Here is a 23,332-nt window from a genome sequence, read left to right as displayed (position 1 = left end):
AAATCCCCTGAATTAGCAAGCGTTTACGCGATTAAATCTGGATGGCGGAATGAGCGATGAATCTAGAAAGTAAATGGCTGGAAGATTTTGTCACCCTGGCGGCCACCCGCAGCTTTTCCCAGGCGGCGCAAAAGCGCTTCGTCACCCAGCCGGCCTTTAGTCGGCGGATTCGTAGCCTGGAGAGCATGCTCGGGTTGACCCTGGTGGACCGCAGCTGCACGCCGATCGAGTTGACTGAGTCCGGTCAGCTGTTTCTGGTGACGGCGCGCAGCATCGTCGAGCAGCTGGGTGAGGTGGTGCGCCATCTGCACAACCTCGAAGGCCAGCAGGGTGAGGTGATGCAGATTGCCGCCGCGCACTCGCTGACCCTGGGCTTTTTCCCCCAGTGGATCGCCCGCCTGCGGCGGGAAGGGCTGCCGCTGAACACCCGCTTGGTCGCCACCAACGTCGGCGAAGCGGTGCATGCGCTGCGTGACGGCGCCTGCGATTTGATTCTGGCCTTTTACGACCCGGACGCAGCCCTGCAAATGGACCCGGAGATTTTCCCCTCACTGCACCTGGGCCGTACGGAAATGCTGCCGGTGTGTGCGGTGAGCGAAGACGGTACGCCGCTGTTCGACCTCGACAATGGTCAGAGCGTGCCGCTGCTGGCCTACAGTGCCGGCGCGTTTCTCGGTCGCTCGGTGAATCTGTTGCTGCGTCAGCGCGCGCTGCGTTCCACCACCGTGTATGAAACGGCAATGGCCGACAGCCTGAAAAGCATGGCCTTGCAGGGCATGGGCGTGGCGTGGGTGCCGCGCTTGTCGGTCAGTGGCGAGCTGGCCCGTGGTGAGCTGGTGGTGTGCGGTAATGAGCAGTGGCAGGTGCCGCTGGAAATCCGCCTGTACCGCTGCGCCTTGGTGCGCAAGGCGTCGGTACGCCTGCTCTGGCGCAAGCTGGAAACCGGCGAGGTCGGTGGTTAACGCCGTGTGTTGAAGATCGTCGGCGCAGCCGATTAGCCGCTGCGCCGTGATGACCTCAGGTGCCGGACTTAATGGTGTTCCAGGCGCGGGTGCGTACGCGCTCAACCTTTTGCGGCAGCGGCTGCAGTACGTAAAGGGTCTTTTGTGCGGCGGCGGTTGGCGTCAGGCCAGGGTTGTCGCGGATTTCTGCGCCCACCAATGGCATGGCGGCTTTGTTCGGGTTGGGGTAGCCGAGGAAATCGCTGATCGGCGCGACGACTTTGGGGTCAAGCAGGTTGTTGAGGAACTCGTGGGCCTCGGCAACGTTCTGCGCGCTTTTCGGAATGGCGAAGGAGTCGTACCACAACGGTGCGCCTTCTTTCGGCAAGCGCCAGTCGACCACCACGCCGTTGCCAGCCTCTTTGGCGCGGTTGGCGAACTGGTAGAAGCTGCCTGAGTAACCGATGGCCACGCAGATGTTGCCGTTGGCGATATCGGTCATGTACTTGGCGGAGTGGAAGTAGGCGATGTTGGGGCGAATTTTCAGCATCAGCTCGGTGGCTTTTTTGTAGTCATCCGGGTTTGTGCTATTCGGGTCCAGGCCCAGGTAGTGCAGGGCAATCGGCAGAATGTCGCCGGGCGAGTCGAGCATGGCCACGCCGCACTGCTTGAGCTTGCTGATGTTCTCTTCCTTGAAGATCAGGTCCCAGCTGTTAACCGGTGCATCGGCGCCCAGCGCTTCTTTGACTTTGTCTACGTTGAAGCCGATCAGCACGGTGCCGTACATATAGGGTACGGCGTACTGGTTACCGGGGTCGTTGGCGGTCATCAGTTCGAGCAGGCCGGGGTCGAGGTTCTGCCAATTCGGCAGCTTGCTCTTGTCCAGCTTCTGGAATACCCCGGCTTTGATTTCGTTCTCAAGGAATGTGTTGGTCGGCACCACCAGGTCGTACCCCGAGTTGCCGGTCAGCAGCTTGGCTTCCAGACCTTCGTTGGTGTCGAAGATGTCCCAGGTCAGTTTGATGCCGGTGTTGGCGGCAAAGTCCTTGGGCACCGAGGGCAGCATGTAGTCAGCCCAGTTGTATACGCGCAGTTCACGTTGCGGCGTTGCGGTTTCGGCCTGCGCGGCGCTGGCCAATAGCGTTGCACCGCAGATGGCGGTGGCGAGTAGGTGTTTGATTGTTTTCATCGTTCTTCACCTTGAGCAATTAAAAGAGGGCTTACGCGCCCTCGAAACCTTCCAGAACATTCACTGCATTCACGCCGATGGCTTCGACGGCATAGCCGCCTTCCATGACAAACAGGGTCGGCTTGCCAAGGGCGGCGATGCGCTTGCCCATGGCCAGGTAGTCCGGACTGTCGAGTTTGAACTGGGAAATCGGGTCGTCCTTGAAGGTGTCCACGCCCAGCGACACCACAATCACCTCGGCATCAAATTCGGCGATGCGTTGGCAGGCCTCATCCAGCGCCGCGCTCCACACTGCCCAAGGGCTGCCCATGGCCAGCGGGTAGTTGAAGTTGCAGCCTTCACCGGCGCCTTCGCCGCACTCATCGGCATAGCCGAGGAAGAACGGGAACTCCTCGGCCGGGTCGCCGTGGATCGAGGCGAACAGCACGTCATTGCGGGTATAGAAGATGTCCTGGGTGCCGTTGCCGTGGTGGTAGTCGACATCGAGGATAGCCACGCGTTGTTTGCCCTGGTCGATAAAGGCCTGGGCGGCGATGGCGGCATTGTTCAGGTAGCAGTAACCGCCCATCAGCTCGCCGGCGGCGTGGTGGCCCGGCGGCCGGCACAGGGCGAAGGCGCTGTGTGCGCCGTTTGCGATGGTTTGCTGGGCACTGAGTGCTACTTGTGCGGCGCTGTAGGCGGCCTGCCAGGTACCAGCGGTAATCGGCGCGCCACCGTCGAAGCTGTAATAACCCAGCTGGCCGTGCAGGTCCTTGGGGATGACCGCGCGCAGGGTGCGGGCTGGCCAGGTAAAGGGCAGGAGGTCGCCCGTGCCGTTCTGTGCCTGCCAGCGGCTCCAGGCACCCTGAAAGAAGTCCAGATAAGCGGCGCTGTGAATACGCTCAATTGGCGCACGGCCGAAATCCTGCGGTGGGTGCACCTCGCCAAGCTGGCGAGCCTCAACCCGCTGCAGGATATGGTCGGCGCGTTGTGGCTTCTCGAAACAGGGCATCAGCTGGCCATCGATCAGCTCGCAGCTGCCGTGGTGCAGGTGATGGTCGTCGCTGTAAAAGGTCAGCATGCAGGTGGCTCCCAGGCTTGTTGTTCTAGTCACCATTGTTCGCCGCTCGTGGGTTGTGAAAAAACGCTGACAACGGCCAAAAGGGGATCGAAGTGGCCAAGTTACGCGGCCGCCTTGGCATTTCGTGGGAGGCACTTTAGCGGCGAGCTGTTTGATCGTGGTTGTTGCGGCTAAAGCCCCTCCCACAAATCCCTATCACTGCGCGGCTCAGAGTCAGGCGCGGAAACGGCTTGGTGGCACACCGCTCCAGCGCTGGAAGGCATGGCGGAAGCTGGCGGTTTCGCTGAAACCGAGGTGTTCGGCGATGCGGCAGATTGGCCAGTCTTCCTCGCTTAACAAGGTTTTTGCCCGCTCGAAGCGCAGCTCATCAAGCAGTTCCTGATAGTGCGTGCCTTGCGCCTGCAGGTGCCGGCGCAGAGTGCGCGGCGAGCAATGCATCTGCTGCGACAGCTGTTCTAAGCCGGGCGGTGCTGTGACTTGTTCCGCCAGCAATTGGCGGATGCGCCCGAGCCAGGCCTGGCGGGTGGTGAACTCGGTATTCTGCTTGCGGCAACGGCTGAGCATTTCCCGGTGAGTGACCGCGTCGGCCAATGGCAAAGGCTGCTGTAGCAGATGCGCGGGGAAGGCGAACGCGTTGCGCGCGGCATTGAACTGCAGGGGGCAGGCGAAACTGTGCGGGTAACGGTCGCTGTAATGCGGCTCGCTGTAGCAAAACTGCGCGGCACTCAGCTGCAGCGGCTGGCCGAGTAGGTCATCACTGATCAGTTTGAGCGAGGCCAGGCACATCTCCAGGTTGAACATCTCCAGCTCAGGGCTGTGCTGGTAATCGCTGGCGCAGACCCAGGCCAGTTCGCCTTCGATGCACAAGTCCAGCTTGAAGTAGGTGCCGAGCAGTGCTGGGTACTGCAGCATAAGTCGCCAGGCGTCACCAAAGGTGGCACTCGACAGGGCGGCGTAACCGACCATGCCGTAGGCTGATACATGCATGCGCCGGCCCAGCTCCAGGCCCAGATCACTGCGCAGGTGCAGGGCATTGGCACAGACTTGCAACTCCTGGGTGCGGGTGATGCGTGTATCGGCGCACGCCAGATCACTGGCTGCAATGGCGCTGCTAGCCAGCAGTTGCTCGGTTAGCTCGGGTTGCTCGGCAAAGATCTCGAGAATTTGTGAGACCACATGCAGGGTGGTCAGGTGGGCATGCAACATCAGTACGACCGTAGCGGTTCAGAATGCTCAGAACGACGCAAGAATTATGCCGTGGACTGGCAGTGGCCCGTGGGGCAGGCCACTGCCGGGGAAGGCCTAGCGGTTGCGCAGGAACGCGTTGATAAAATCGCCCTGGTTGGGGGCTTTTTCATGGGTGGTAAACACCAGGTTTGCATCCTTCTCGCGCAACTTTAACGCGTCAGCAAAGCTGCACTGCACGCTGCTCAGCTGTTTGGCTTGGGTTTTGTAATCAGCATTGTCTTCGCACAGGTACGCGATCTGCCGCACGACTTCACCGCAGAAGCTCGGCACGCTGAGGCGTTTGAGTTTCTCGTCATCAAGCGCCTGCCAGTCAACCTGGGTGTGCAGCGTCGTGCCGCAGGTTTTTGAGGCGTGCTGATCGATCTGTTGCAATTGCGCGGTGAAGTCGGCCACGCGTTGTTCACGGTCAAAGCGGCTCAGCTGCTCCTGAACGCCTTGTTTTTTCTGCTGCTCATAGAGCGCCAATAGGCTGGCCGGCTTGGCTGTCTTGCTCTTGTCTGCATCGAAGCCCAGCTCGAAACCGTCGGTATTCGGCAGGTAGAGTTTGACGCGCTCGCCACCCCAGTCTTGGCGTTTGACCAGCATGTTGTAAGCGCTGCCATTGAGGGTGGTGCTGTAGTCGCGGTCATCGTTACCGCGGTCCTTGAGGGTGGTGAGGATGACCACTTCATCGAGGGGGTGATTGATGCCGCTGACCTGAACCAGGGCCTGCGTGTTGTCGCTGCTGGGTGCCACGATGACGCTGATACCGTTGCCGGCATCGAAGGCCTGCGGGTACTTGGCCAGTTCCAGCGCGCTGGCGTTGAGGGTGAGCAGTGATGCGCTGAGTAGCAGTGACAGCCTTGTCATGGTGGCGTCCTTGTTGGATGAAAAGGGCGCCCAGTATAGCCAGAGTCGTGCTGTCGATTTGTGCGCGGAGTCTGCTCGTGCTGCCTGCAAACGGCTGGTTTGGTGCCCTGTGATGGGGCTCGGCGTGTGCTTCGACAAACGGTTGGCAGGGGTGCGCGCCTGCTGGGGCTTTACGGTATACTGCGCGGCCTTTGGCCGGTCGCACCGGCCGGAATTCGCACACAAGCCACGCCGGTTTTCCCGCGTGGCTTGTTGGTTTTTGCCGCGCCTGCGGGCGCATTTTGAGAAGAGGCACGACGATGAGCGCACTGGTTGGCGTGATCATGGGCTCCAAGTCCGATTGGTCCACCCTTAGCCACACCGCCGAGATGCTGGATAAGCTAGGCATTCCGTACGAAGTGAAGGTGGTTTCCGCCCACCGCACCCCGGACCTGCTGTTCCAGTATGCCGAGCAAGCAGACGAGCGTGGCATTCAGGTGATCATCGCCGGTGCCGGCGGCGCGGCGCACCTGCCGGGCATGTGTGCGGCCAAGACCCACCTGCCGGTACTCGGTGTGCCAGTGCAAAGCGCTGTGCTCTCGGGTGTCGACTCGCTGCTGTCGATCGTGCAGATGCCAGCCGGTATTCCGGTTGCCACTCTCGCTATCGGCAAGGCCGGTGCGGTGAACGCTGCGCTGCTCGCGGCGAGCATTCTCGGTCACCAGCACCCGCAGTTCCACGCGGCGCTCAAGCAGTTCCGTCAGGATCAGACCGAAACCGTATTGGACAACCCGGACCCGCGTGAGGCCTAACCCATGAAGATCGGCATAATCGGTGGCGGCCAACTGGGCCGTATGATGGCGCTGGCAGGTACCCCACTAGGGATGAACTTCGCCTTCCTCGACCCCGCGCCGGACGCCTGCGCGCAAGCGTTGGGTGAGCATATCCGCGCCGATTATGGCGATCAGGATCATCTGCGCCAGCTGGCTGACGAAGTCGACCTGGTGACCTTCGAGTTCGAGAGCGTTCCGGCCGAAACCGTGGCCTTCCTCTCCCAGTTCGTCCCGGTCTACCCGAGCGCCGAAGCCTTGCGCATCGCCCGCGATCGCTGGTTTGAAAAGTCCATGTTCAAGGACCTGGGCATTCCCACCCCGGACTTCGCCGATATCCAGTCGCAAGCCGACCTGGATGCTGCTGTCGCGGCTATCGGTTTACCAGCGGTGATGAAGACCCGCACCCTGGGTTACGACGGCAAGGGCCAGAAGGTTCTGCGTAAGCCTGAGGACGTCACCGGCGCCTTTGCCGAACTGGGCAGCGTGCCGTGCATTCTTGAAGGTTTCGTCCCCTTCACCGGTGAAGTGTCGCTGGTCGCCGTGCGTGCCCGCGATGGTGAAACGCGCTTCTACCCGTTGGTGCACAACCGCCACGACAGCGGCGTGCTGGCCTTGTCGATCGCCAGCACCGATCACCCGTTGCAGGCGCTGGCAGAAGATTACGTCGGCCGCGTGCTGAGCAAGCTCGACTACGTTGGTGTGCTGGCGTTCGAGTTCTTTGAAGTCGATGGTGGCCTGAAAGCCAACGAAATCGCCCCGCGCGTACACAACTCCGGGCATTGGACCATCGAAGGCGCCGAGTGCAGCCAGTTCGAGAACCACCTGCGCGCCGTCGCCGGCCTGCCGCTGGGCTCGACCGCCAAGGTTGGCGAGAGTGCGATGCTCAACTTCCTCGGCAGCGTACCGCCGGTTGAGCAGGTTATCGCCATCGATGGCTGCCGCTTGCACCACTACGGCAAGGCCTTCAAGGCCGGGCGCAAGGTTGGCCACGCCACCCTGCGCTGCGCGGATCGCGCCACCCTGGACAAGCAAATTGCTGCTGTCGAGGCGTTGATCACCAAGGGCTGAGTCCGTCTGGCGCCGCCAGTGCGGCGGCGTCAGATGGAACCTTGGCGGATGATTTACGTCTGATTGCCTAACGCCATTATTGGCATCCCTGCAACAGACGTGGAGTACAGCGCCATGAGCATTCTCGGCATTATCTTTATCGGCCTGATCGTCGGCTTGATCGCGCGCTTTATCAAACCTGGCAACGACAGCATGGGCTGGATCATGACCATCCTGCTGGGTGTCTGCGGCTCAATCGCTGCGACCTATGGCGGCCAGGCGTTGGGGGTATACAAAGTCGGTGAGTCTGCCGGCTTTATCGGCGCGGTGATCGGTGCAGTGGTGTTGCTGGTAATCTACGGCGCAGTCAAAAAGGGCTGATGCCCTTTCACTCCGCCGCCCTGTGAGCCCATCGATGCGTTATCTGTTGTTACCCTTGCTGCTTGTCAGCACCTTGGCCTGTGCCGAGCTGCCGGAAACCGATTGGCTGGAGCTGATGCCGCCGCAAGATCGGGCGGCACTGGAAGCCATGCCGGAGATCGACCATCAGGGCGCCGAGCAAGACAGCGCGTTCTATAACCCCGGCGGTCTCAAACAGCAAGATAACAACCTACCGGTGGTGATGTACTCGACCAGCACCGTCGCCGCCCTGAATGGCAAAACGCTGCGCCTTGGCGGCTACCCCGTGCCGCTGGAAACCGACCGAGAAGGCCGCAGTACGTTGTTCTTTCTGGTGCCCTATCCCGGCGCTTGCATCCACGTCCCGCCACCCCCCCCGAACCAGCTGGTACTCGTTCGCTACCCCCAAGGCATTGAGTTGGACGACATCTACGCACCGCTGTGGGTCAGCGGCACGCTGAAGGTCGAACAGGTCAACAATGAACTGGCGGACGCCGCGTATGCCATGCAGGCGGATGCAGTCAGAGTGGTCACCGATGACGACCTATAAGCCTGGAGTTTCATCCATGAAAGCTGCCTGCCTACTGCTGTTGTGTCTGATCTCCGCCAGCGCCCTGGCCCTTGAAACCGGTGAGCGCCTAGCGCCCTGGACCCTATTGGACCAGCACGACCAGGCCTACACCCTCGACAATCAACTGCAGGTGCTGCTGGTGGCCCAAAGCATGGACGCCGCCAAACTGGTCGACGCCGCCCTGCAAGACAAGCCCAAGGGCTACCTGGAACAGCGCCACGCGGTTTTTCTCGCCGATATCAGCCGCATGCCCAAGGTGATAGCCACCTTGTTCGCCCTCCCCAAAATGCGCGACTACAACTACCGCATCCTCCTCGACCGCGACGCCCGCATCACCCCGCGTTACCCGGTAGACGCCACCAGCGTGCTGTGGCTCGACCTGCGAGACGGCAAGCTGCAGGGGCAGCGCAGCTTTACCGATGCCAGCGAGTTGACGCAGGCGCTTGAAGCTGTAGCGCCGCAGTAAGCGCGGGTGGCCTTTGGCGTGTCATGTAGGCGATTGCTTTAGCGCTGCAGTGGTTCAGCCCAGATACTGACGTTGAGCTGATGCTGTGCGCCTGCGGCCAGTAGGCGGATGTCGTCCATGACATTGGCGTGTTCGATGCACAGCATGCTTTGCCAGGCATCGGCGGAAAATTGTGAGAGGCGTTGTGCCTTGTCGATCCAGGGGTTCCACAGCACCGCAGATTGCGAGCCGTGGCTATGCAGTTGGATGCGCCGCTGCCAGGCGGGGTCGAGGATGCTCAGTGATGCGGGTGTGTCCAGGTAGATGCGGTCGGTTTCGCCGTTGAACTGCAGTGGCCCTTCTTGCTGGCGAGTCTGCCAGTCTTCCAGGGTTTCAATGTAGCGGCAGCCGTGCAGGCCCTCGACGCTGACCTGACGAATATCGCTGACGGCAAAATAGCTGTGCAGCGCCTGGCTGATGGCCAGCGGTGTGTCGCTCAGGTTGCGGCTAGTGAGTTCGAGGTGCAGGCGGCCATCCAGGCGAATACGCAGGTGCAGTTCAGCTGCGTGGGGCCAGTCAGTCAGCGGCTGATCTGCAGTGTTGAAGACAAAGTCGAGGCAGATGCCGTTATCGTCGCTATCAATCCCCTGTAGCTGCCAGTCGAGGCCTCGTACCAGGCCGTGGGCGGGTGCGTGTGCAGGTTGGCAGTGCATGCTCTGTACGGCTTGTGGATTGCGTTGCAGGCTGCCAAACCATGGCCAGCAAACGGGCACGCCGCCGCGTACGCCCTGGCCGCGCTTATAAGCGGCTCGCTCACTGAGCCAGATCAGCGGTGGTTGATCATCCTCCTGGTAGCTGAGGATCTGCGCGCCTTGCTGGCTGATCAGTAGTTCGGTACCCGCGTAGCGCGCGCGCCAGCCGGTCAGCTCATCCAGTTCGAGGCGTTCAACGTGGGACCTGGCCATTGGCATACTCGCATTAGAAGAAATAAAGACGGCTATTGGAGCCCAGCTTGCGCGCAGAAAGCAAAACGCCCGTCAGCGACGGGCGTTTTGTGGTGGCGCATAGATTACTTACCGTAGACCTGCTCTGGCAGCCAGGTGATCAACCCTGGGAACTGGTAGGCGAGCACGAGCAGAAAGATCTGGATCAGGATAAATGGCAGCACACCCTTATAGATGGTGCTGGTTGGTACGGAGGCCGGGGTGACGCCACGCAGGTAGAACAGCGCGAAGCCGAACGGTGGGGTAAGGAAGGAGGTCTGCAGGTTCAGCGCGATCATCACGCCCAGCCAGACTGGGTCCAGGCCCATGGCCAGCAATACCGGGCCGACAATCGGCACCACCACAAAGGTGATCTCGATAAAGTCGAGGATAAAGCCGAGCAGGAAGATCACCACCATCACCAGGAAGAACGCGCCGAGCACGCCGCCGGGTAATTGGGCGAATACATCTTCGATCATCGCCTCGCCGCCGAAGCCGCGGAACACCAGAGAAAACAGCGACGCACCAATCAGGATCATAAAGACCATGGCGCTGATTTCCGTGGTGCCAGAGGCCACTTCACGCAGTTGGCCGAAGTTCAGCTTGCCCTTGCAGAACGCCAGCACCATTGCGCCCAATGCGCCCAGAGCGGCGGCTTCGGTCGGGGTGGCGTAACCGGCGAGGATCGAGCCGAGTACCGCACCGATCAGCAGCAGTGGCGGTACCAATGCGTTGATCAGCTTGCCCCACTCAATCGGCCCCAGCTCCTCCTGCGGCAAGGCGGGCAGCTTTTTCGGCTGGAAGATCGCGACACCGATGATGTACACAATATACAGCCCCACCAGCAGCAAGCCGGGCAGCAGCGCACCGACAAACAGGTCGCCCACCGAGACGGTCTTCGGCGAGAAAATACCCATCTTCAGCTGGGCTTGGGAGTAGGCGCTGGACATCACATCACCCAGCAGTACCAGCACGATAGACGGTGGAATGATCTGCCCTAATGTGCCGGTAGCCGCCAGGGTGCCGGTGGCAATCGCCGGGTCATAACCGCGCCGCAGCATGGTTGGCAGGGCCAGCAGGCCCATGGTTACTACGGTGGCGCCGACAATGCCGGTACTGGCGGCGAGCAGGGCGCCTACCACGCAGACGGAAATGGCCAGGCCGCCGCGCAAGGTGCCGAATAGCCGCGACATGGACTCCAGCAGGTCTTCGGCGACCCTGGACTTCTCCAGCATCACGCCCATAAACACGAACAGCGGCACCGCCAGCATCGTCTGGTTGTTCATGATGCCGAACAGCCGGTTGGGCAGCGCGCTCAGGTAGCTGCCATCGAAGGCGCCGATGAGGATGCCGATGCCGGCAAACAGCAGCGAGACGCCGCCGAGGGTGAAGGCTACCGGGTAGCCCGCCATCAAGGCTGCGCAGATGCTGATAAACAGCAGAATTGCCATTAATTCAGCCATGGGTCAGCTCCTCGGTAGGTAGGCGGCCGAGGAGGATATTGGCGAATTTGATCAAATCTGAAATGCCTTGCAAGACCAGGCTGATGATGAGGAGCAAGATGATGCTCTTCTGCAAATAGACGAATTTCAGGCCGCCAGATTCGCTGGAGCCTTCTAAGGTCGCCCACGAATTGCTGACGTAATCCCAGCTGGCCCAGCCCAGAAACAGGCAGACCGGCAGCAGAAATAACAGCGTGCCGAGGCTATCGACCAGGGCTTTACGGCGTGGGCTGAAGTTTTGATAGAAGATATCGACACGCACATGGCCGTTGCGCTGCAACACCCAGGCGGCGGCGCCCATAAAGACCAAGGCGTGGGCATACAGCACGGCTTCTTGCAGTGCGGTTGCACCGATGCCAAAACCGTAACGCAACACCACCACGATGGCGGTGCCGAGTACCAAAAACAGGGTCAGCCAGGCGCAGGCTTTACCTAAATTGGCATTGAGTGAATCGATCAGACGAGCAAGGCCGAGCAGCAGAGGCGGTTTGTCGGACATCATAAGTCCTTATGGTTATGAGCTGTTTAAGCAGGCGGGGCGGCGATTTTAGGCAGGCCCGGGTATGTGCGGCAATGGCCCTGCAACTTTAGTCGTATCCGCTAGGCTTGAGAGGTTCTTAGGCCTATTTTAGTCAAGCGTGGTGGGTCCGCAGTGATCCTGTGGTCAAACCAATACAACAATAAAGGAGCATTGCATGAAACGTCGTCAAATTCTCGCAGCAGCAGGCGTAGGCCTCGCAGCCACCGCCCTGGCTGGCTGCAAGCAAGAAGCTGAAACTGCTGGTAAGCCCCAGGCAGGCGCTGACACTGAAACGTTTAACTGGAAAATGGTCACGTCCTGGCCGAAGAATTTCCCTGGCGTGGGTGTGGGTGCCGAGCGTTTCGCCACGCTGGTCAATGAAATGAGTAATGGCCGCTTGAAGGTCAAGGTGTATGCCGCGGGTGAGCTGGTGCCGGCGCTGGAAGTGTTCGATGCGGTCAGTCGCGGTACGGCCGAGATGGGTCACGGTGCACCTTATTATTGGAAGGGCAAAGTCCCGGCCGCACAGTTTTTCTGCGCCCTGCCATTTGGCCCGAATGCCCAGGAAATGAACGCCTGGCTGCACAAGGGCGGTGGTATGCAGTTGTGGGAAGAAACCTACAAGCCTTTCGGTGTGCTGCCGATGGCTTGTGGTGCGACAGGCGTGCAGACCGCTGGTTGGTTCAATAAGGAAATCAACGGCGTTGACGACTTCAATGGCCTGAAGATGCGCACCCCAGGGCTGGGCGGCGAAGTGTTGACCAAGATGGGCGGCACCGTAGTTAACATGCCGGCGGGTGAAATCTTCACTGCGCTGCAAACCGGTGCGATTGATGCCACCGAGTGGATTGGCCCCTACAACGACCAGGCGCTGGGCCTGCACAAAGCCGCCAAGTACTACTACACCCCGGGCTGGCAAGAGCCGAACGTGACCTTCGAGCTGGATATCAACATCAAGGCCTGGGAAACCCTGCCGGCTGACTTGCAGGCCATCGTCCGTGCTGCTGCGCGCGATGTGAACGGTGACATGCTCGATGATTACAACGCCAAGAACATGGAAGCCATGGAGCAGCTCAAGAGTGAGGGCGTAGAGGTGCGCCGCCTGCCGGATGAAGTGTTGGCCAAACTTAAAGTGGTCGCCGCCGAAGTGGTCGACGCCAGCGCCGCAGCCGATCCAGTGGCGAGCAAGGTGTGGGCGCAGCAGAAGGCTTATCTGCAGCGTCTTTACGACTACGCCGAGTCGAACGAGAAGGATATTTACAACATTCGTGGCTGATTCTTAGCGCACAGCAAAACGCCGGCTTAATAGCCGGCGTTTTTGTTTGTCATCTGCGCTCAGCGCCGCGCCGGAACCGGACGGGTACGGCCACTGCCATCGATGGCGACAAACACGAACACCGCCTCGGTGACCTTGCGCCATTCACTGGACAGCGGGTCATCGCTCCACACTTCAACGAGCATCTGGATCGAGCTGCGGCCTACTTCCACGGTTTGCGTATAGAAGGACAATTGCGCACCCACCGCCACCGGCACCAGGAAGGCCATGCGGTCAATGGCCACGGTGGCCACGCGTCCGCCTGCCACTTTGCAGGCCATGGCAGTGCCGGCCAGGTCCATTTGCGAGACCAGCCAGCCGCCATAGATATCGCCAAAGCCGTTGGTTTCACGCGGCAGAGCAGTGATTTGCAAAGCCAGGTCGCCTTGCGGGATAGGGTCTTCCTGTTCGAAATCGTGCATCAGATAGGCTCACGGCGCGGTTGTTGTTATTGGCGCGGTGCGGGGCTTGGCGGTGGCGGCGAGTCAGGCTCTGCGGCTATCGCGGGGTCGCCCGCAGGCCCGCGGGACTGCGGGCGCAGCGAGTATAACGACTCAGCAGTCGCAGGGCGACCATCGCGCTTTGCTATTGGGTATCCGGTCTTTTCATCGGCGCGGATAAAACATCGTGTTGTTCATCTAACTGTCATATTGATTACATACAGTCGTCATGCGGCCTACAGATACTTGGCCCCGTTCAATCCAACACTAGTTTTTCAGGAGTAAGGCATGAAACTTAAGCGTTTGATGGCGGCCATGACTTTTGTCGCCGCTGGCGTGGCTACTGCCACTGCGGTTGCTGCTGTCGACCCGGCTCTGCCGAGCTACACCAAGACTTCCGGCGTATCGGGCAACTTGTCCAGCGTCGGTTCCGACTCCTTGGCCAACCTGATGACGCTGTGGGCTGAAGAGTTCAAAAAGGAATACCCGAACGTCAACATCCAGATTCAGGCTGCCGGCTCCTCTACCGCGCCACCTGCGTTGACTGAAGGCACCGCCAGCATGGGTCCGATGAGCCGTGCGATGAAGGATGCCGAGATCCAGGCGTTCGAAGAAAAGTACGGTTACAAGCCGACTGCCGTACCGGTGGCCATCGATGCCCTGGCGGTCTTCGTGCACAAAGACAACCCGATCAAGTCCCTGGACATGGCTCAGGTTGACGCCATCTTCTCCAGCACCCGTCTGTGCGGTGGCGCTACCGATATCAAAACCTGGGGCGATGTGGGCATGACTGGCGAGTGGGCGACCAAGCCGATCCAGCTGTTCGGTCGTAACTCGGTATCCGGTACCTACGGTTACTTCAAAGAAGAAGCCCTGTGCAAAGGTGACTTCAAGGCCAACGTCAACGAGCAGCCAGGTTCGGCTTCCGTGGTGCAGTCGATCTCCAGCACCATCAACGCCATCGGTTACTCGGGCATCGGCTACAAGACTTCCAGCGTGAAGACTGTGCCACTGTCGAAGAAAGGCGGCGAAGCTTTTGACGCCAACGAAGAAAATGCCCTGGCTGGCAAGTTCCCGCTGGCTCGCTTCTTCTATGTTTACGTTAACAAGGCTCCGAACAAGCCGCTGAGCCCGCTGGACGCTGAGTTCATCAAGCTGGTGCTGTCCAAGCAAGGCCAGGACGTTGTCGTAAAAGACGGCTACATCCCGTTGCCGAGCAAAGTGGCGGCGAAAACCATGAAGGAACTGGGTCTGTAAGGACCGCTTAACTGGCAAGGACGCCAACAAATGGTCGCAAACCCTTTTTAACGTCGCGCAGCGACGGCCCGAAGGGTGATCGCCAGGGATGGCAGACCATTAAGTAATTCGCACGCCCACCTTCGTTTACGACAGGTGGGCGTTGCTTTGTCAAAGCGCTGTAACTTTTCTGTCATACAGTGGCGTTAGAGTTGGCGCCTCGTATAGCGACAGAACTCACTATGGCGCGCTCATGGCTGCGCAGAGACGCTCTTACCTATGAATGACTTGGCTAGTGAAACCATGACCGCCACCTCCAAATCCCTTGGGCTGGACTTCAATACTCCGGCCTTGCAACGTAAGCGCCGTATCCGCGCGCTGAAAGATCGTTTCGCCCGCTGGGCGGTTTCCATCGGTGGTATGGCCGTGCTCGGCGCCATCACCCTGATCTTCTTCTACCTGGCCTATGTGGTGCTGCCAATGTTCCAGGGCGCCAGCCTGGACACTCGCAAGCCCGTGCAGGTTGCCTGGCTGAATGAAGCCGCCGCGCCGCTCTTGTTGACCCTGGAAGAGCAGAACCAGATGGCCATGCGCCTGGACCAGAGCGGTAAGGTGCAGTTCTTCGACGCGAAGAAGATGCAGCCGCTGAGCAGCGTGCAGCTGCCAATCCCGGCGGATGTGCGGATTGCTTCAGTCGGCCAGGACCAGCCCGGCAGCAACCGCGTCGCTCTGGGCCTATCCAACGGCCAGGTGCTGGTGTTCCAGCATGTTTACAAGCTCAGCTACCCGAATGATGTGCAAACCATCACGCCGAGCATCGAGTATCCGTTCGGCGAAGCGCCAATTGAACTCGACCCGCAGGGCCGCGAACTGGATCACGTGGGCGTCAGTCTGAACAGCGGTACCTTGATGCTCACTGGTTCCACCGGCACCGAGCTGCATGTGCTGAAGCTCGGTCGTGAAGAAAACATGATGACCGGCGAGGTAACCCTCAGCGAAGAGCGCGTTACCCTGCCGCAGATCGCCGAGCCAATCAAGGCGCTGATCATCGACCCTCGCCACCTGTGGCTTTATGTCGTCAATGGCCGCGCCACGGCCGATGTCTTCGACATGCGTAGCAACAGTCTCAACGGCCGCTACAAGCTGCTCGCTGATGCCAAGCTGGAAGTTAGCAACGCCACCTCGCTGCTCGGTGGTATCTCGCTGATGATCGGCGATAGCAGCGGCGGCATCGCCCAGTGGTTTATGGTGCGTCAGGAAGATGGCAAGGCCTCACTGACCTCTATTCGCAGCTTCCAGCTGGCCGATAGTCCGATCGTGCAGACTCTCCCGGAAGAGCGCCGCAAGGGCTTCTTCGCCCTGGACGCCAAAGGCAACCTGGGTATCTTCCACAGCACCGCGCACCGCACCCTGCTGGTTGAGCCAGTAGCCGAAGGTCAGGCTCTGGCGGCCCTGTCGCCGCGCGCCAACCGCCTGCTGGTGGAGAGCGATGGCCAGCTGCAGCGTTTGATCATCGACAACCCGCACCCGGAAATTTCCTGGAGCTCGTTGTGGGGCAAGGTTTGGTACGAGAACTATGACGCGCCTGGCCACGTCTGGCAGTCGACCTCTGCCAGCACCGACAACGAACCCAAGCTAAGCCTCGCGCCGCTGGCCTTCGGTACCCTGAAAGCGGCGTTCTACGCGATGCTCCTGGCTGCTCCGCTGGCCATTGCCGCCGCACTGTACACCGCCTATTTCATGGCCCCGTCGCTGCGGCGCAAGGTCAAGCCGGTGATTGAACTGATGGAAGCGTTGCCGACGGTGATTCTCGGTTTCTTCGCCGGCCTGTTCCTCGCGCCTTATGTCGAAGGGCACCTACCCGGCATCTTCAGCCTGCTGATCTTTACCCCGATTGGCATCATGTTGGCCGGCTACCTGTGGAGCCGCCTGCCTGAATCGATCCGCCTGAGCGTGCCGGATGGCTGGGAATCAGCGCTGCTGGTGCCGGTGATCCTGCTGGTGGGCTATGTCTCGCTGGCCATGAGTGGGCATCTGGAAAACTGGCTGTTCGACGGCAACATGCGCATGTGGCTGAGCAATGATCTGGGCATTCCGTTCGACCAGCGCAACGCCCTGGTGGTCGGCTTGGCCATGGGTTTTGCGGTAATCCCGACTATTTACTCGATTGCCGAAGACGCCGTGTTCAGCGTGCCGAAGAGCCTGACCTTCGGCTCCCTGGCCCTTGGTGCCACGCCCTGGCAGACCCTGACCCGCGTGGTCATCCTCACTGCGAGCCCTGGCATCTTCTCGGCGGTGATGATCGGCATGGGTCGCGCCGTTGGTGAAACCATGATCGTGCTGATGGCCACCGGTAACACCGCCATCATGGACATGAACATCTTTGAAGGTCTGCGCACCCTGGCCGCCAACGTGGCGGTAGAAATGCCCGAGTCGGAAGTCGGTGGTACTCACTACCGTGTGTTGTTCCTCTCGGCGCTGGTGCTGCTCGGCTTCACCTTTGTCATGAACACCCTGGCAGAACTGGTGCGCCAGCGTCTGCGCGTCAAGTACGCCTCGCTCTAAGGCTTGGGAAGGTATATGTCCGTGAAACAGAACAACCTGAAAACCTGGTTCAAGAGCGGTACGCCGTGGATCTGGATGAACGCCGGCGCGGTGTCGATCGCCGTGATCATGACCCTGGGCCTGATGATGGTCATCGCCGTGCGCGGCCTTGGCCACTTTTGGCCGGCGGATATCGTTGAGGCCGACTACCAGATCCCTGGCCAGCAAGCCAAGGTGATGGCTGGCGAGGTCACCCAGATCGAAGAAGTGCCGCGTGCGCGTCTGGCGGCTTCCGGCTTGCCGGTGGAGGCTGAAGGCGGCGAGTTTATGACCCGCGAGCTGTTCAAGGTGGGTAACCGTGACGTGTATGGCGCGGACTTCACCTGGGTGGTCGGCGAATGGCTGAGCAACCTGCGCACCCCGGAAAACCTTACGGCGCTGGAGCGCCGCGAGTGGGGCAACTTCTACGGCTACCTGGTCAACGTCAAGGAAGCCGGCGAACTGGTCGCCGAAGGCGATGCCAGCTGGCCTGCACTGCAGGAGCGCCTTGAGCGCGTCGAGCAGCTGCACAAGAACCTGGTACGCCTGGAGAAGAAAGACATCGGCCGGATCAACGCCGGTCTGGAACGTATTCGTCTGCAAACCCGCAAGCTGGAGCTGCAGGGCAAGCTAGATGATGTTGCCCAGGCTGAGCTGGACGCCGAGCGCGCGCAGTGGGATGCCGAGTACAAGGTGCTGGAAACCGAGCTGATTGCCCTTAATCAGGCATTCAACCGCGACAGCGTCACGCTGAAAACCGTCGACGGTCGCGAAGTGACTATCAGCCTCGGCAAGGTGGTGCGGGCCTTCCAGCCGAATGCCATGGGCACGGGCGACAAGCTCGGCTTCTACTTCGCCAAGCTGTGGGAATTTGTCAGCGACGACCCGCGCGAAGCCAACACCGAAGGCGGCATCTTCCCGGCTATCTTCGGCACCGTGATGATGACCCTGATCATGGCCGTGATCGTCACCCCGTTCGGCGTGGTCGCAGCCATCTATCTGCGTGAATACGCCAAGCAGGGTCCGTTGACCCGGGTGATCCGCATTGCGGTGAACAACCTGGCGGGTGTTCCGGCCATCGTTTACGGGGTGTTCGGTCTGGGCTTCTTTGTCTATGTGCTTGGCGGCTCGCTGGATCGCATGTTCTTCCCGGAATCGGCCCCGGCGCCGACCTTCGGTACGCCGGGCCTGCTGTGGGCCTCGCTGACCCTGGCGATTCTCACGTTGCCGGTGGTGATTGTCGCCACCGAAGAAGGCCTGGCACGGATTCCGCGTGCGGTGCGTGAAGGCTCGCTCGCCCTCGGTGCCACCAAGGTGGAAACTCTCTGGCGTGTGGTGCTGCCCATGGCTAGCCCGGCGATGATGACTGGCCTGATCCTCGCCGTAGCCCGCGCGGCCGGCGAAGTGGCGCCGCTGATGCTGGTGGGCGTAGTCAAGCTGGCGCCGAGCCTGCCGTTGGATGGTAACTACCCGTACCTGCACCTGGACCAGAAGATCATGCACCTGGGCTTCCATATCTACGACGTCGGCTTCCAGAGCCCCAACGTCGAGGCTGCGCGGCCGCTGGTGTACGCCACCGCGCTGCTGCTGGTGCTGGTCATCGTGGTGCTGAACTTCGCTGCGGTTTATATCCGCAACCACCTGCGCGAGAAGTACAAAGCGCTGGATCATTAATCACTTGTGCCCGCCCGGTCATTGCCGGGCGGGCAGGTACGAATTGTTAGCGTAGGGAGCATCCCATGCAGCACGAAGCACATACACACGGTATCGACATGGCGGCCCTGGGCCGCGAGCGCCAGGGCCTGAGCATGGCCAATGAGCAGGTGGCCATCGATGTGCCCGGCCTGAACCTGTTTTACGGCGACAAACAGGCGTTGTTCGACGTCAAAATGAGCATTCCCAACCAGCGCGTAACGGCGTTTATTGGTCCGTCCGGGTGCGGTAAGTCGACCCTGCTGCGCACCTTCAACCGCATGAACGACCTGGTCGATGGCTGCCGCGTAGAAGGCGAAATCAACCTCGACGGCAAGAACATCTATCGCAAGGGCGAAGACGTCGCCGAGCTGCGTCGCCGCGTCGGCATGGTGTTCCAGAAGCCCAACCCGTTTCCCAAGAGCATCTACGAGAACGTGGTGTATGGCCTGCGCATTCAGGGCATCAACCAGAAGCGTGTGCTCGATGAAGCCGTAGAATGGGCGCTGAAAAGCGCGGCGTTGTGGGACGAAGTTAAGGACCGCCTGCACGATTCAGCCCTCGGCCTGTCCGGTGGTCAGCAGCAGCGCCTGGTGATCGCCCGTACCGTGGCGGTTCAGCCGGAAGTGTTGCTGCTCGATGAGCCGTGCTCGGCACTCGACCCGATTTCCACGCTGAAGGTCGAAGAGCTGATCTACGAGCTGAAATCCAAGTACACCATCGTCATCGTGACCCACAACATGCAACAGGCGGCGCGGGTCTCGGACTACACGGCGTTTATGTACATGGGCAAGCTGATCGAGTTCGGTGATACCGATACGTTGTTCACCAACCCAGCGAAGAAGCAGACTGAGGACTACATCACCGGTCGTTACGGCTGATGGCCATGTCGGAGTGCGCTGGCCTGTGTCGGCGGAACTTGCCGTACTGATATGTACTGTCTGCGTTCCGCCTCCTTGGCCAGCACCCTCCGCCAAAGTCCATCCACCTGAAAATTAGTAGGGTGCGCTGTGCGCACCATGGCCACCTAAGCCGGCAGCTTTCGCGGAGCGAATCATGATCAACAAAGAAAACCTCACCCAGCACATTTCCCAACAGTTCAACGCTGAGCTGGAGGAGGTGCGCAGCCATCTGCTGGCCATGGGCGGCCTGGTCGAGAAGCAGGTGAACGACGCGGTGACCGCGCTGATCGATGCCGACTCCGGTCTGGCTCAGCAGGTGCGTGAGATTGATGATCAGATCAATCAAATGGAGCGCAATATCGACGAAGAGTGCGTGCGCATTCTGGCTCGTCGTCAGCCAGCCGCGTCCGACCTGCGCTTGATCATCAGCATTTCCAAGTCAGTCATCGACCTTGAGCGCATCGGCGACGAAGCAACCAAGATAGCCAAGCGCGCCATCCTGCTGTGCGAAGAAGGCGAGGCCCCGCGTGGTTATGTGGAAGTGCGGCATATCGGTGATCAGGTGCGCCGCATGGTGCGCGAGGCGCTGGATGCCTTCGCACGCTTTGACGCCGACCTGGCGCTGTCCGTGGCGCAGTACGACAAGACCGTCGACCGCGAATACAAGACCGCGCTGCGTGAGCTGGTGACCTTTATGATGGAAGACCCGCGCTCGATCTCGCGCGTGCTCAACATCATCTGGGCCCTGCGCTCACTGGAGCGCATCGGCGACCATGCGCGCAATATCGCCGAACTGGTGATCTACCTGGTACGTGGCACCGACGTGAAGCACATCGGCCTGACGCGGATGAAGGAAGAAGTACAGGGCACTAAAAAAGACGACTGAGTGCAGCGGCGCTGGGTAGCGTGGGTGCGCCCGCGCTGAACAATCCAAGTTGGTGCGACATTAGTTGTATTTGGGTTGGCCTTTGGCCAGTTGCCATGACTATGCTTAAAGGCATCAGAATGGGAGTGGCCGATGAGCAAAGTCAGTGTGCTGGTAGTGGACGACGCAACTTTTATCCGTGATCTGGTGAAAAAGGGGTTGCGCGACCACTTCCCTGGCATCCAGATCGAGGAAGCCATTAACGGGCGCAAAGCCCTGCAAATGCTGACACGCAAGCCGGTAGACCTGATTCTCTGCGACTGGGAAATGCCGGAAATGTCCGGCCTGGAACTGCTCAGTTGGTGCCGCGAACAAGACAGCCTGAAAATCGTCCCGTTTATCATGGTCACCAGCCGTGGCGATAAGGAAAATGTCGTGCAGGCGATTCAGGCTGGTGTCTCTGACTTTATCGGCAAGCCATTTTCCAACGAACAGCTGATCACCAAGGTAAAAAAGGCCCTGAGCCGCGCCGGTAAACTGCAAGCACTTGCCGCCAGCGCACCGCCGAAAATGCTCAGTACTGGCGCTTACGCCAACGACTCTCTATCGGCTCTGACAGGGGGCAAGGCCGATGCGCCCAAGCCTGCGTCAGCCCCCGCCGCCCAAGCTGTGCCCACGCCGGCAGCCAGTAAAACCGCAGCGCCAAGCGCGAGCAGTGGCCGTGGTCAGGGCCAGTTGCGCTTGCCGAGCGGCACCATGAGTTGCGTGATCAAGGCGCTTAGCCTTAAAGAGGCCCTGCTGGTGGTGAAGCGCACCGAGGTACTGCCGCAGGTATTGGAAAGCGCGGTGCTCGATCTGGAGCAGGGCGAAGCGGCGGAAACTGCCCGGCTCAACGGTTATTTACATGCGGTCGCTGCATTTGAGCCAAAGCCAGACAGTGAGTGGCTACAGCTGACCTTCAAGTTTGTCGACCGCGACCCGCAGAAGCTCGATTACCTCTCGCGGCTGATTGCTCATGGCACCGTACAGAAGCACTTCGTCCCGGGGGCTTGAGCGCTTCGCCATAACGACAACGGCGCCTTAGGGCGCCGTTGTGCATTCCGGGGTGCTGCTCAGCTCGCCAACATGCGCCCACACTCTTCCAGGTTGATATGCCACTGCATGGCTTCGCGCAGGATATGCGGGGTATGGCCGCCTTTGGCACAGGCGCGCTCGAAGTAGTCATTCAGTTCGGCGCGGAAGTCCGGGTGGACGCAGTTGTCGATCACCGCCCGAGCACGTTCGCGCGGCGCCAGACCGCGCAGGTCGGCGAGGCCGATTTCGGTGACCAGGATGTCAACGTCATGCTCGGTGTGGTCGACGTGGCTGACCATCGGCACCACGCTGGAAATCGCCCCGCCCTTGGCGATCGACTTGGTGACGAAGATCGCCAGGTGCGCGTTGCGGGCAAAGTCACCGGAACCACCGATGCCGTTCATCATCTTGCTGCCACCCACGTGAGTCGAGTTGACGTTGCCGTAGATATCGAACTCCAGCGCCGTGTTGACGCCGATGATGCCCAGGCGACGGACGATTTCCGGGTGGTTGGAAATCTCCTGCGGGCGTAGGACCAGCTTGTCTTTGTAATGCTCCAGGTTGCCGAACACGCGTTCGTTGCAGCGCTCCGAAAGGGTGATGGAGCAGCCCGAGGCGAAGCGCATCTTGCCCGCGTCTATCAGATCAAAGGTCGAGTCCTGCAGCACTTCGGAGTACATCACCAGGTCTTCGAACGGCGAGTTGAGCAGGCCGCACATCACCGCGTTGGCAATCGAACCGATGCCCGCTTGCAGCGGACCAAGGTTCTTCGGCAGGCGACCCAGCAGCACTTCGTTCTCGAAGAAGGCGATCAGATGGTCGGCAATCCCCTGGGTCTCACTGTCCGGCGGGGTGACCGTGGAGTAGGAGTCCGGCTGGTTGGTGATGACGATGGCCGCAATCTTCTCCGGCGGGATCGGGATGGCGCCGCTGCCAATGCGCTGATCGGTCTGAACCAGCGGGATAGGCGTGCGGGTCGGCCGATAGGTCGGGATATAGATGTCGTGCAGCCCTTCCAGATTAGGGTTGTGTGCCAGGTTGATCTCGACGATCACGCGGTCGGCGAAGATCGCGAAACTGGCGGAGTTGCCCACCGAGGTAGTCGGCACGATGTGGCCTTCTTCGGTGATGGCAACGGCTTCAATCACCGCGATGTCCGGTTTCTTCAGTTGCAGATTGCGGATCTGCTCGACGGTATCGGACAGGTGCTGGTCGATAAACATCACGTCGCCGGCGTTGATCGCCTTGCGCAGGGTGCTATCGACCTGGAATGGCATGCGCCGCGCCAGTACACCGGCTTCGGTCAGCTGCTTGTCGAGGTCGTTGCCCAGGCTGGCGCCAGTCATCAGGCTGATCTGCAGCGGTTGGGTCTTGGCGCGCTCGGCCAAGGCGCGGGGTACAGCTTTGGCTTCGCCGGCGCGGGTGAAACCGCTCATGCCGACGGTCATGCCGTCTTCGATCAGGGCCGCAGCGTCGGCAGCACTCATGACTTTGCCCAGTAAAGCAGGCAGGCGAATGCGATCACGGTACATGGGGAACCTCGGGAAGGGGGTGTAGAGCGGCGCAAGAGTTTAGGCGCTGAACCGCGTGAGGCCAGTTCGACTAAGGTCGTATAGCGCTTGATTGAGCACTTCAGTTGGACCTCGGCTTAGACCGAAG

Annotated in this window: 22 protein-coding genes and 1 pseudogene; 13 read left to right on the top strand and 10 right to left on the bottom strand. The window is 60.5% G+C overall.

Annotated elements, in window-relative coordinates:
• Nucleotides 1-56: 56 nt before the first annotated feature.
• Complete coding sequence (locus SOP97_RS11010; protein WP_274088048.1) at nt 57-962, top strand: LysR substrate-binding domain-containing protein; 906 nt, start codon at nt 57-59, stop codon at nt 960-962.
• Nucleotides 963-1,017: 55 nt separating this feature from the next.
• Here SOP97_RS11010 and SOP97_RS11005 read toward each other — a convergent pair whose 3' ends face one another.
• The 4 genes from SOP97_RS11005 to SOP97_RS10990 all read right to left on the bottom strand — a co-directional run bounded on the left by SOP97_RS11005 (nt 1,018) and on the right by SOP97_RS10990 (nt 5,287).
• On the bottom strand, nt 1,018-2,130 hold the full coding sequence (locus SOP97_RS11005; RefSeq protein ID WP_274088047.1) for a polyamine ABC transporter substrate-binding protein: 1,113 nt from the start codon (nt 2,128-2,130) through the stop codon (nt 1,018-1,020).
• A gap of 31 nt (nt 2,131-2,161) precedes the next feature.
• Nucleotides 2,162-3,190: a histone deacetylase family protein gene (locus SOP97_RS11000; protein WP_274088046.1), complete on the bottom strand. Its 1,029-nt coding sequence runs from the start codon at nt 3,188-3,190 to the stop codon at nt 2,162-2,164.
• A 213-nt stretch (nt 3,191-3,403) separates the two neighbouring features.
• Nucleotides 3,404-4,396 carry an AraC family transcriptional regulator gene (locus SOP97_RS10995; RefSeq protein WP_274088045.1) on the bottom strand — a complete coding sequence of 331 codons (993 nt, stop codon included), beginning with the start codon at nt 4,394-4,396 and terminating at the stop codon, nt 3,404-3,406.
• Nucleotides 4,397-4,492: 96 nt separating this feature from the next.
• Complete coding sequence (locus tag SOP97_RS10990) at nt 4,493-5,287, bottom strand: hypothetical protein (protein WP_274088044.1); 795 nt, start codon at nt 5,285-5,287, stop codon at nt 4,493-4,495.
• Nucleotides 5,288-5,586: 299 nt separating this feature from the next.
• Here SOP97_RS10990 and purE point away from each other — a divergent pair, with 299 nt between their 5' ends.
• The 5 genes from purE (at nt 5,587) to SOP97_RS10965 (ending at nt 8,582) form a co-directional block, all read left to right on the top strand.
• Nucleotides 5,587-6,078 (top strand): 5-(carboxyamino)imidazole ribonucleotide mutase, encoded by a 492-nt coding sequence (gene purE / locus SOP97_RS10985; protein ID WP_274088043.1) that lies wholly within the window; start codon nt 5,587-5,589, stop codon nt 6,076-6,078.
• Nucleotides 6,079-6,081: 3 nt separating this feature from the next.
• Complete coding sequence (locus SOP97_RS10980) at nt 6,082-7,167, top strand: 5-(carboxyamino)imidazole ribonucleotide synthase (RefSeq protein WP_274088042.1); 1,086 nt, start codon at nt 6,082-6,084, stop codon at nt 7,165-7,167.
• 114 nt (nt 7,168-7,281) lie between these two features.
• The gene (locus tag SOP97_RS10975; RefSeq protein WP_274088041.1) at nt 7,282-7,527 is read left to right on the top strand and encodes a GlsB/YeaQ/YmgE family stress response membrane protein; all 246 of its coding nucleotides are present in this window, start codon (nt 7,282-7,284) and stop codon (nt 7,525-7,527) included.
• 34 nt (nt 7,528-7,561) lie between these two features.
• Nucleotides 7,562-8,095 carry a DUF3299 domain-containing protein gene (locus tag SOP97_RS10970; RefSeq protein WP_274088040.1) on the top strand — a complete coding sequence of 178 codons (534 nt, stop codon included), beginning with the start codon at nt 7,562-7,564 and terminating at the stop codon, nt 8,093-8,095.
• Between the two features lie 16 nt (nt 8,096-8,111).
• A complete protein-coding gene (locus tag SOP97_RS10965) occupies nt 8,112-8,582 on the top strand; it encodes an FAD/FMN-containing dehydrogenase (protein WP_274088039.1) in 471 nt (156 codons plus the stop codon).
• 38 nt (nt 8,583-8,620) lie between these two features.
• Here the strand turns inward: SOP97_RS10965 and SOP97_RS10960 are convergent, their stop codons facing one another.
• The 3 genes from SOP97_RS10960 to SOP97_RS10950 all read right to left on the bottom strand — a co-directional run bounded on the left by SOP97_RS10960 (nt 8,621) and on the right by SOP97_RS10950 (nt 11,545).
• Nucleotides 8,621-9,526 (bottom strand): D-hexose-6-phosphate mutarotase, encoded by a 906-nt coding sequence (locus SOP97_RS10960; RefSeq protein WP_274088038.1) that lies wholly within the window; start codon nt 9,524-9,526, stop codon nt 8,621-8,623.
• 104 nt (nt 9,527-9,630) lie between these two features.
• Nucleotides 9,631-11,007 (bottom strand): TRAP transporter large permease, encoded by a 1,377-nt coding sequence (locus tag SOP97_RS10955; RefSeq protein ID WP_274088037.1) that lies wholly within the window; start codon nt 11,005-11,007, stop codon nt 9,631-9,633.
• Entirely contained in the window at nt 11,000-11,545 is a 546-nt protein-coding gene (locus SOP97_RS10950) for a TRAP transporter small permease subunit (RefSeq protein ID WP_274088036.1), read from the bottom strand. Before SOP97_RS10950 ends, SOP97_RS10955 begins: the two co-directional genes overlap by 8 nt.
• Nucleotides 11,546-11,741: 196 nt before the next feature.
• Here SOP97_RS10950 and SOP97_RS10945 point away from each other — a divergent pair, with 196 nt between their 5' ends.
• On the top strand, nt 11,742-12,842 hold the full coding sequence (locus SOP97_RS10945; RefSeq protein WP_274088035.1) for a TRAP transporter substrate-binding protein: 1,101 nt from the start codon (nt 11,742-11,744) through the stop codon (nt 12,840-12,842).
• 59 nt (nt 12,843-12,901) lie between these two features.
• Here SOP97_RS10945 and SOP97_RS10940 read toward each other — a convergent pair whose 3' ends face one another.
• Complete coding sequence (locus SOP97_RS10940) at nt 12,902-13,303, bottom strand: acyl-CoA thioesterase (protein WP_090250791.1); 402 nt, start codon at nt 13,301-13,303, stop codon at nt 12,902-12,904.
• Nucleotides 13,304-13,609: 306 nt separating this feature from the next.
• Between SOP97_RS10940 and SOP97_RS10935 the strand changes: the two genes are divergently transcribed.
• Together SOP97_RS10935 and SOP97_RS10930 are read left to right on the top strand one after the other, a co-directional pair.
• Nucleotides 13,610-14,578, top strand: a complete 969-nt coding sequence (locus SOP97_RS10935; RefSeq protein WP_274088034.1) for a PstS family phosphate ABC transporter substrate-binding protein — start codon at nt 13,610-13,612, stop codon at nt 14,576-14,578.
• Between the two features lie 258 nt (nt 14,579-14,836).
• Nucleotides 14,837-17,122, top strand: a complete 2,286-nt coding sequence (locus SOP97_RS10930; RefSeq protein WP_322949210.1) for a phosphate ABC transporter permease — start codon at nt 14,837-14,839, stop codon at nt 17,120-17,122.
• 258 nt (nt 17,123-17,380) lie between these two features.
• On the opposite strand, the pseudogene SOP97_RS20405 reads toward SOP97_RS10930, so the two are convergent.
• A pseudogene (locus SOP97_RS20405) lies at nt 17,381-17,671 on the bottom strand (hypothetical protein); the annotation flags it as partial.
• A gap of 291 nt (nt 17,672-17,962) precedes the next feature.
• Between SOP97_RS20405 and pstA the strand changes: the two are divergent.
• From pstA to SOP97_RS10910, 4 genes are all read left to right on the top strand, one after another.
• On the top strand, nt 17,963-18,814 hold the full coding sequence (pstA, locus tag SOP97_RS20400) for a phosphate ABC transporter permease PstA (protein WP_411912053.1): 852 nt from the start codon (nt 17,963-17,965) through the stop codon (nt 18,812-18,814).
• Between the two features lie 65 nt (nt 18,815-18,879).
• Nucleotides 18,880-19,713, top strand: a complete 834-nt coding sequence (gene pstB, locus SOP97_RS10920) for a phosphate ABC transporter ATP-binding protein PstB (protein ID WP_274088031.1) — start codon at nt 18,880-18,882, stop codon at nt 19,711-19,713.
• Nucleotides 19,714-19,888: 175 nt separating this feature from the next.
• Nucleotides 19,889-20,620 (top strand): phosphate signaling complex protein PhoU, encoded by a 732-nt coding sequence (gene phoU / locus SOP97_RS10915; RefSeq protein ID WP_274088030.1) that lies wholly within the window; start codon nt 19,889-19,891, stop codon nt 20,618-20,620.
• A gap of 132 nt (nt 20,621-20,752) precedes the next feature.
• Entirely contained in the window at nt 20,753-21,652 is a 900-nt protein-coding gene (locus tag SOP97_RS10910; protein WP_274088029.1) for a response regulator, read from the top strand.
• Between the two features lie 59 nt (nt 21,653-21,711).
• Here the strand turns inward: SOP97_RS10910 and SOP97_RS10905 are convergent, their stop codons facing one another.
• On the bottom strand, nt 21,712-23,205 hold the full coding sequence (locus SOP97_RS10905; RefSeq protein WP_274088028.1) for an acetyl-CoA hydrolase/transferase family protein: 1,494 nt from the start codon (nt 23,203-23,205) through the stop codon (nt 21,712-21,714).
• Nucleotides 23,206-23,332: the final 127 nt, after the last annotated feature.

Source organism: Pseudomonas spirodelae (assembly GCF_034653255.1).
Lineage (GTDB): Bacteria > Pseudomonadota > Gammaproteobacteria > Pseudomonadales > Pseudomonadaceae > Aquipseudomonas > Aquipseudomonas spirodelae.
This window is presented reverse-complemented; position numbering and strand designations above follow the sequence as displayed.

Bases quoted from the DNA above. Each gene is read 5' to 3' on its own strand.
- SOP97_RS11010 (WP_274088048.1), top strand. From the start codon at position 57: ATGAATCTAGAAAGTAAATGGCTGGAAGATTTTGTCACCCTGGCGGCC.
- SOP97_RS11005 (WP_274088047.1), bottom strand. From the start codon at position 2,130: ATGAAAACAATCAAACACCTACTCGCCACCGCCATCTGCGGTGCAACG.
- SOP97_RS11000 (WP_274088046.1), bottom strand. From the start codon at position 3,190: ATGCTGACCTTTTACAGCGACGACCATCACCTGCACCACGGCAGCTGC.
- SOP97_RS10995 (WP_274088045.1), bottom strand. From the start codon at position 4,396: ATGTTGCATGCCCACCTGACCACCCTGCATGTGGTCTCACAAATTCTC.
- SOP97_RS10990 (WP_274088044.1), bottom strand. From the start codon at position 5,287: ATGACAAGGCTGTCACTGCTACTCAGCGCATCACTGCTCACCCTCAAC.
- purE (WP_274088043.1), top strand. From the start codon at position 5,587: ATGAGCGCACTGGTTGGCGTGATCATGGGCTCCAAGTCCGATTGGTCC.
- SOP97_RS10980 (WP_274088042.1), top strand. From the start codon at position 6,082: ATGAAGATCGGCATAATCGGTGGCGGCCAACTGGGCCGTATGATGGCG.
- SOP97_RS10975 (WP_274088041.1), top strand. From the start codon at position 7,282: ATGAGCATTCTCGGCATTATCTTTATCGGCCTGATCGTCGGCTTGATC.
- SOP97_RS10970 (WP_274088040.1), top strand. From the start codon at position 7,562: ATGCGTTATCTGTTGTTACCCTTGCTGCTTGTCAGCACCTTGGCCTGT.
- SOP97_RS10965 (WP_274088039.1), top strand. From the start codon at position 8,112: ATGAAAGCTGCCTGCCTACTGCTGTTGTGTCTGATCTCCGCCAGCGCC.
- SOP97_RS10960 (WP_274088038.1), bottom strand. From the start codon at position 9,526: ATGGCCAGGTCCCACGTTGAACGCCTCGAACTGGATGAGCTGACCGGC.
- SOP97_RS10955 (WP_274088037.1), bottom strand. From the start codon at position 11,007: ATGGCTGAATTAATGGCAATTCTGCTGTTTATCAGCATCTGCGCAGCC.
- SOP97_RS10950 (WP_274088036.1), bottom strand. From the start codon at position 11,545: ATGTCCGACAAACCGCCTCTGCTGCTCGGCCTTGCTCGTCTGATCGAT.
- SOP97_RS10945 (WP_274088035.1), top strand. From the start codon at position 11,742: ATGAAACGTCGTCAAATTCTCGCAGCAGCAGGCGTAGGCCTCGCAGCC.
- SOP97_RS10940 (WP_090250791.1), bottom strand. From the start codon at position 13,303: ATGCACGATTTCGAACAGGAAGACCCTATCCCGCAAGGCGACCTGGCT.
- SOP97_RS10935 (WP_274088034.1), top strand. From the start codon at position 13,610: ATGAAACTTAAGCGTTTGATGGCGGCCATGACTTTTGTCGCCGCTGGC.
- SOP97_RS10930 (WP_322949210.1), top strand. From the start codon at position 14,837: ATGAATGACTTGGCTAGTGAAACCATGACCGCCACCTCCAAATCCCTT.
- pstA (WP_411912053.1), top strand. From the start codon at position 17,963: ATGGGCACGGGCGACAAGCTCGGCTTCTACTTCGCCAAGCTGTGGGAA.
- pstB (WP_274088031.1), top strand. From the start codon at position 18,880: ATGCAGCACGAAGCACATACACACGGTATCGACATGGCGGCCCTGGGC.
- phoU (WP_274088030.1), top strand. From the start codon at position 19,889: ATGATCAACAAAGAAAACCTCACCCAGCACATTTCCCAACAGTTCAAC.
- SOP97_RS10910 (WP_274088029.1), top strand. From the start codon at position 20,753: ATGAGCAAAGTCAGTGTGCTGGTAGTGGACGACGCAACTTTTATCCGT.
- SOP97_RS10905 (WP_274088028.1), bottom strand. From the start codon at position 23,205: ATGTACCGTGATCGCATTCGCCTGCCTGCTTTACTGGGCAAAGTCATG.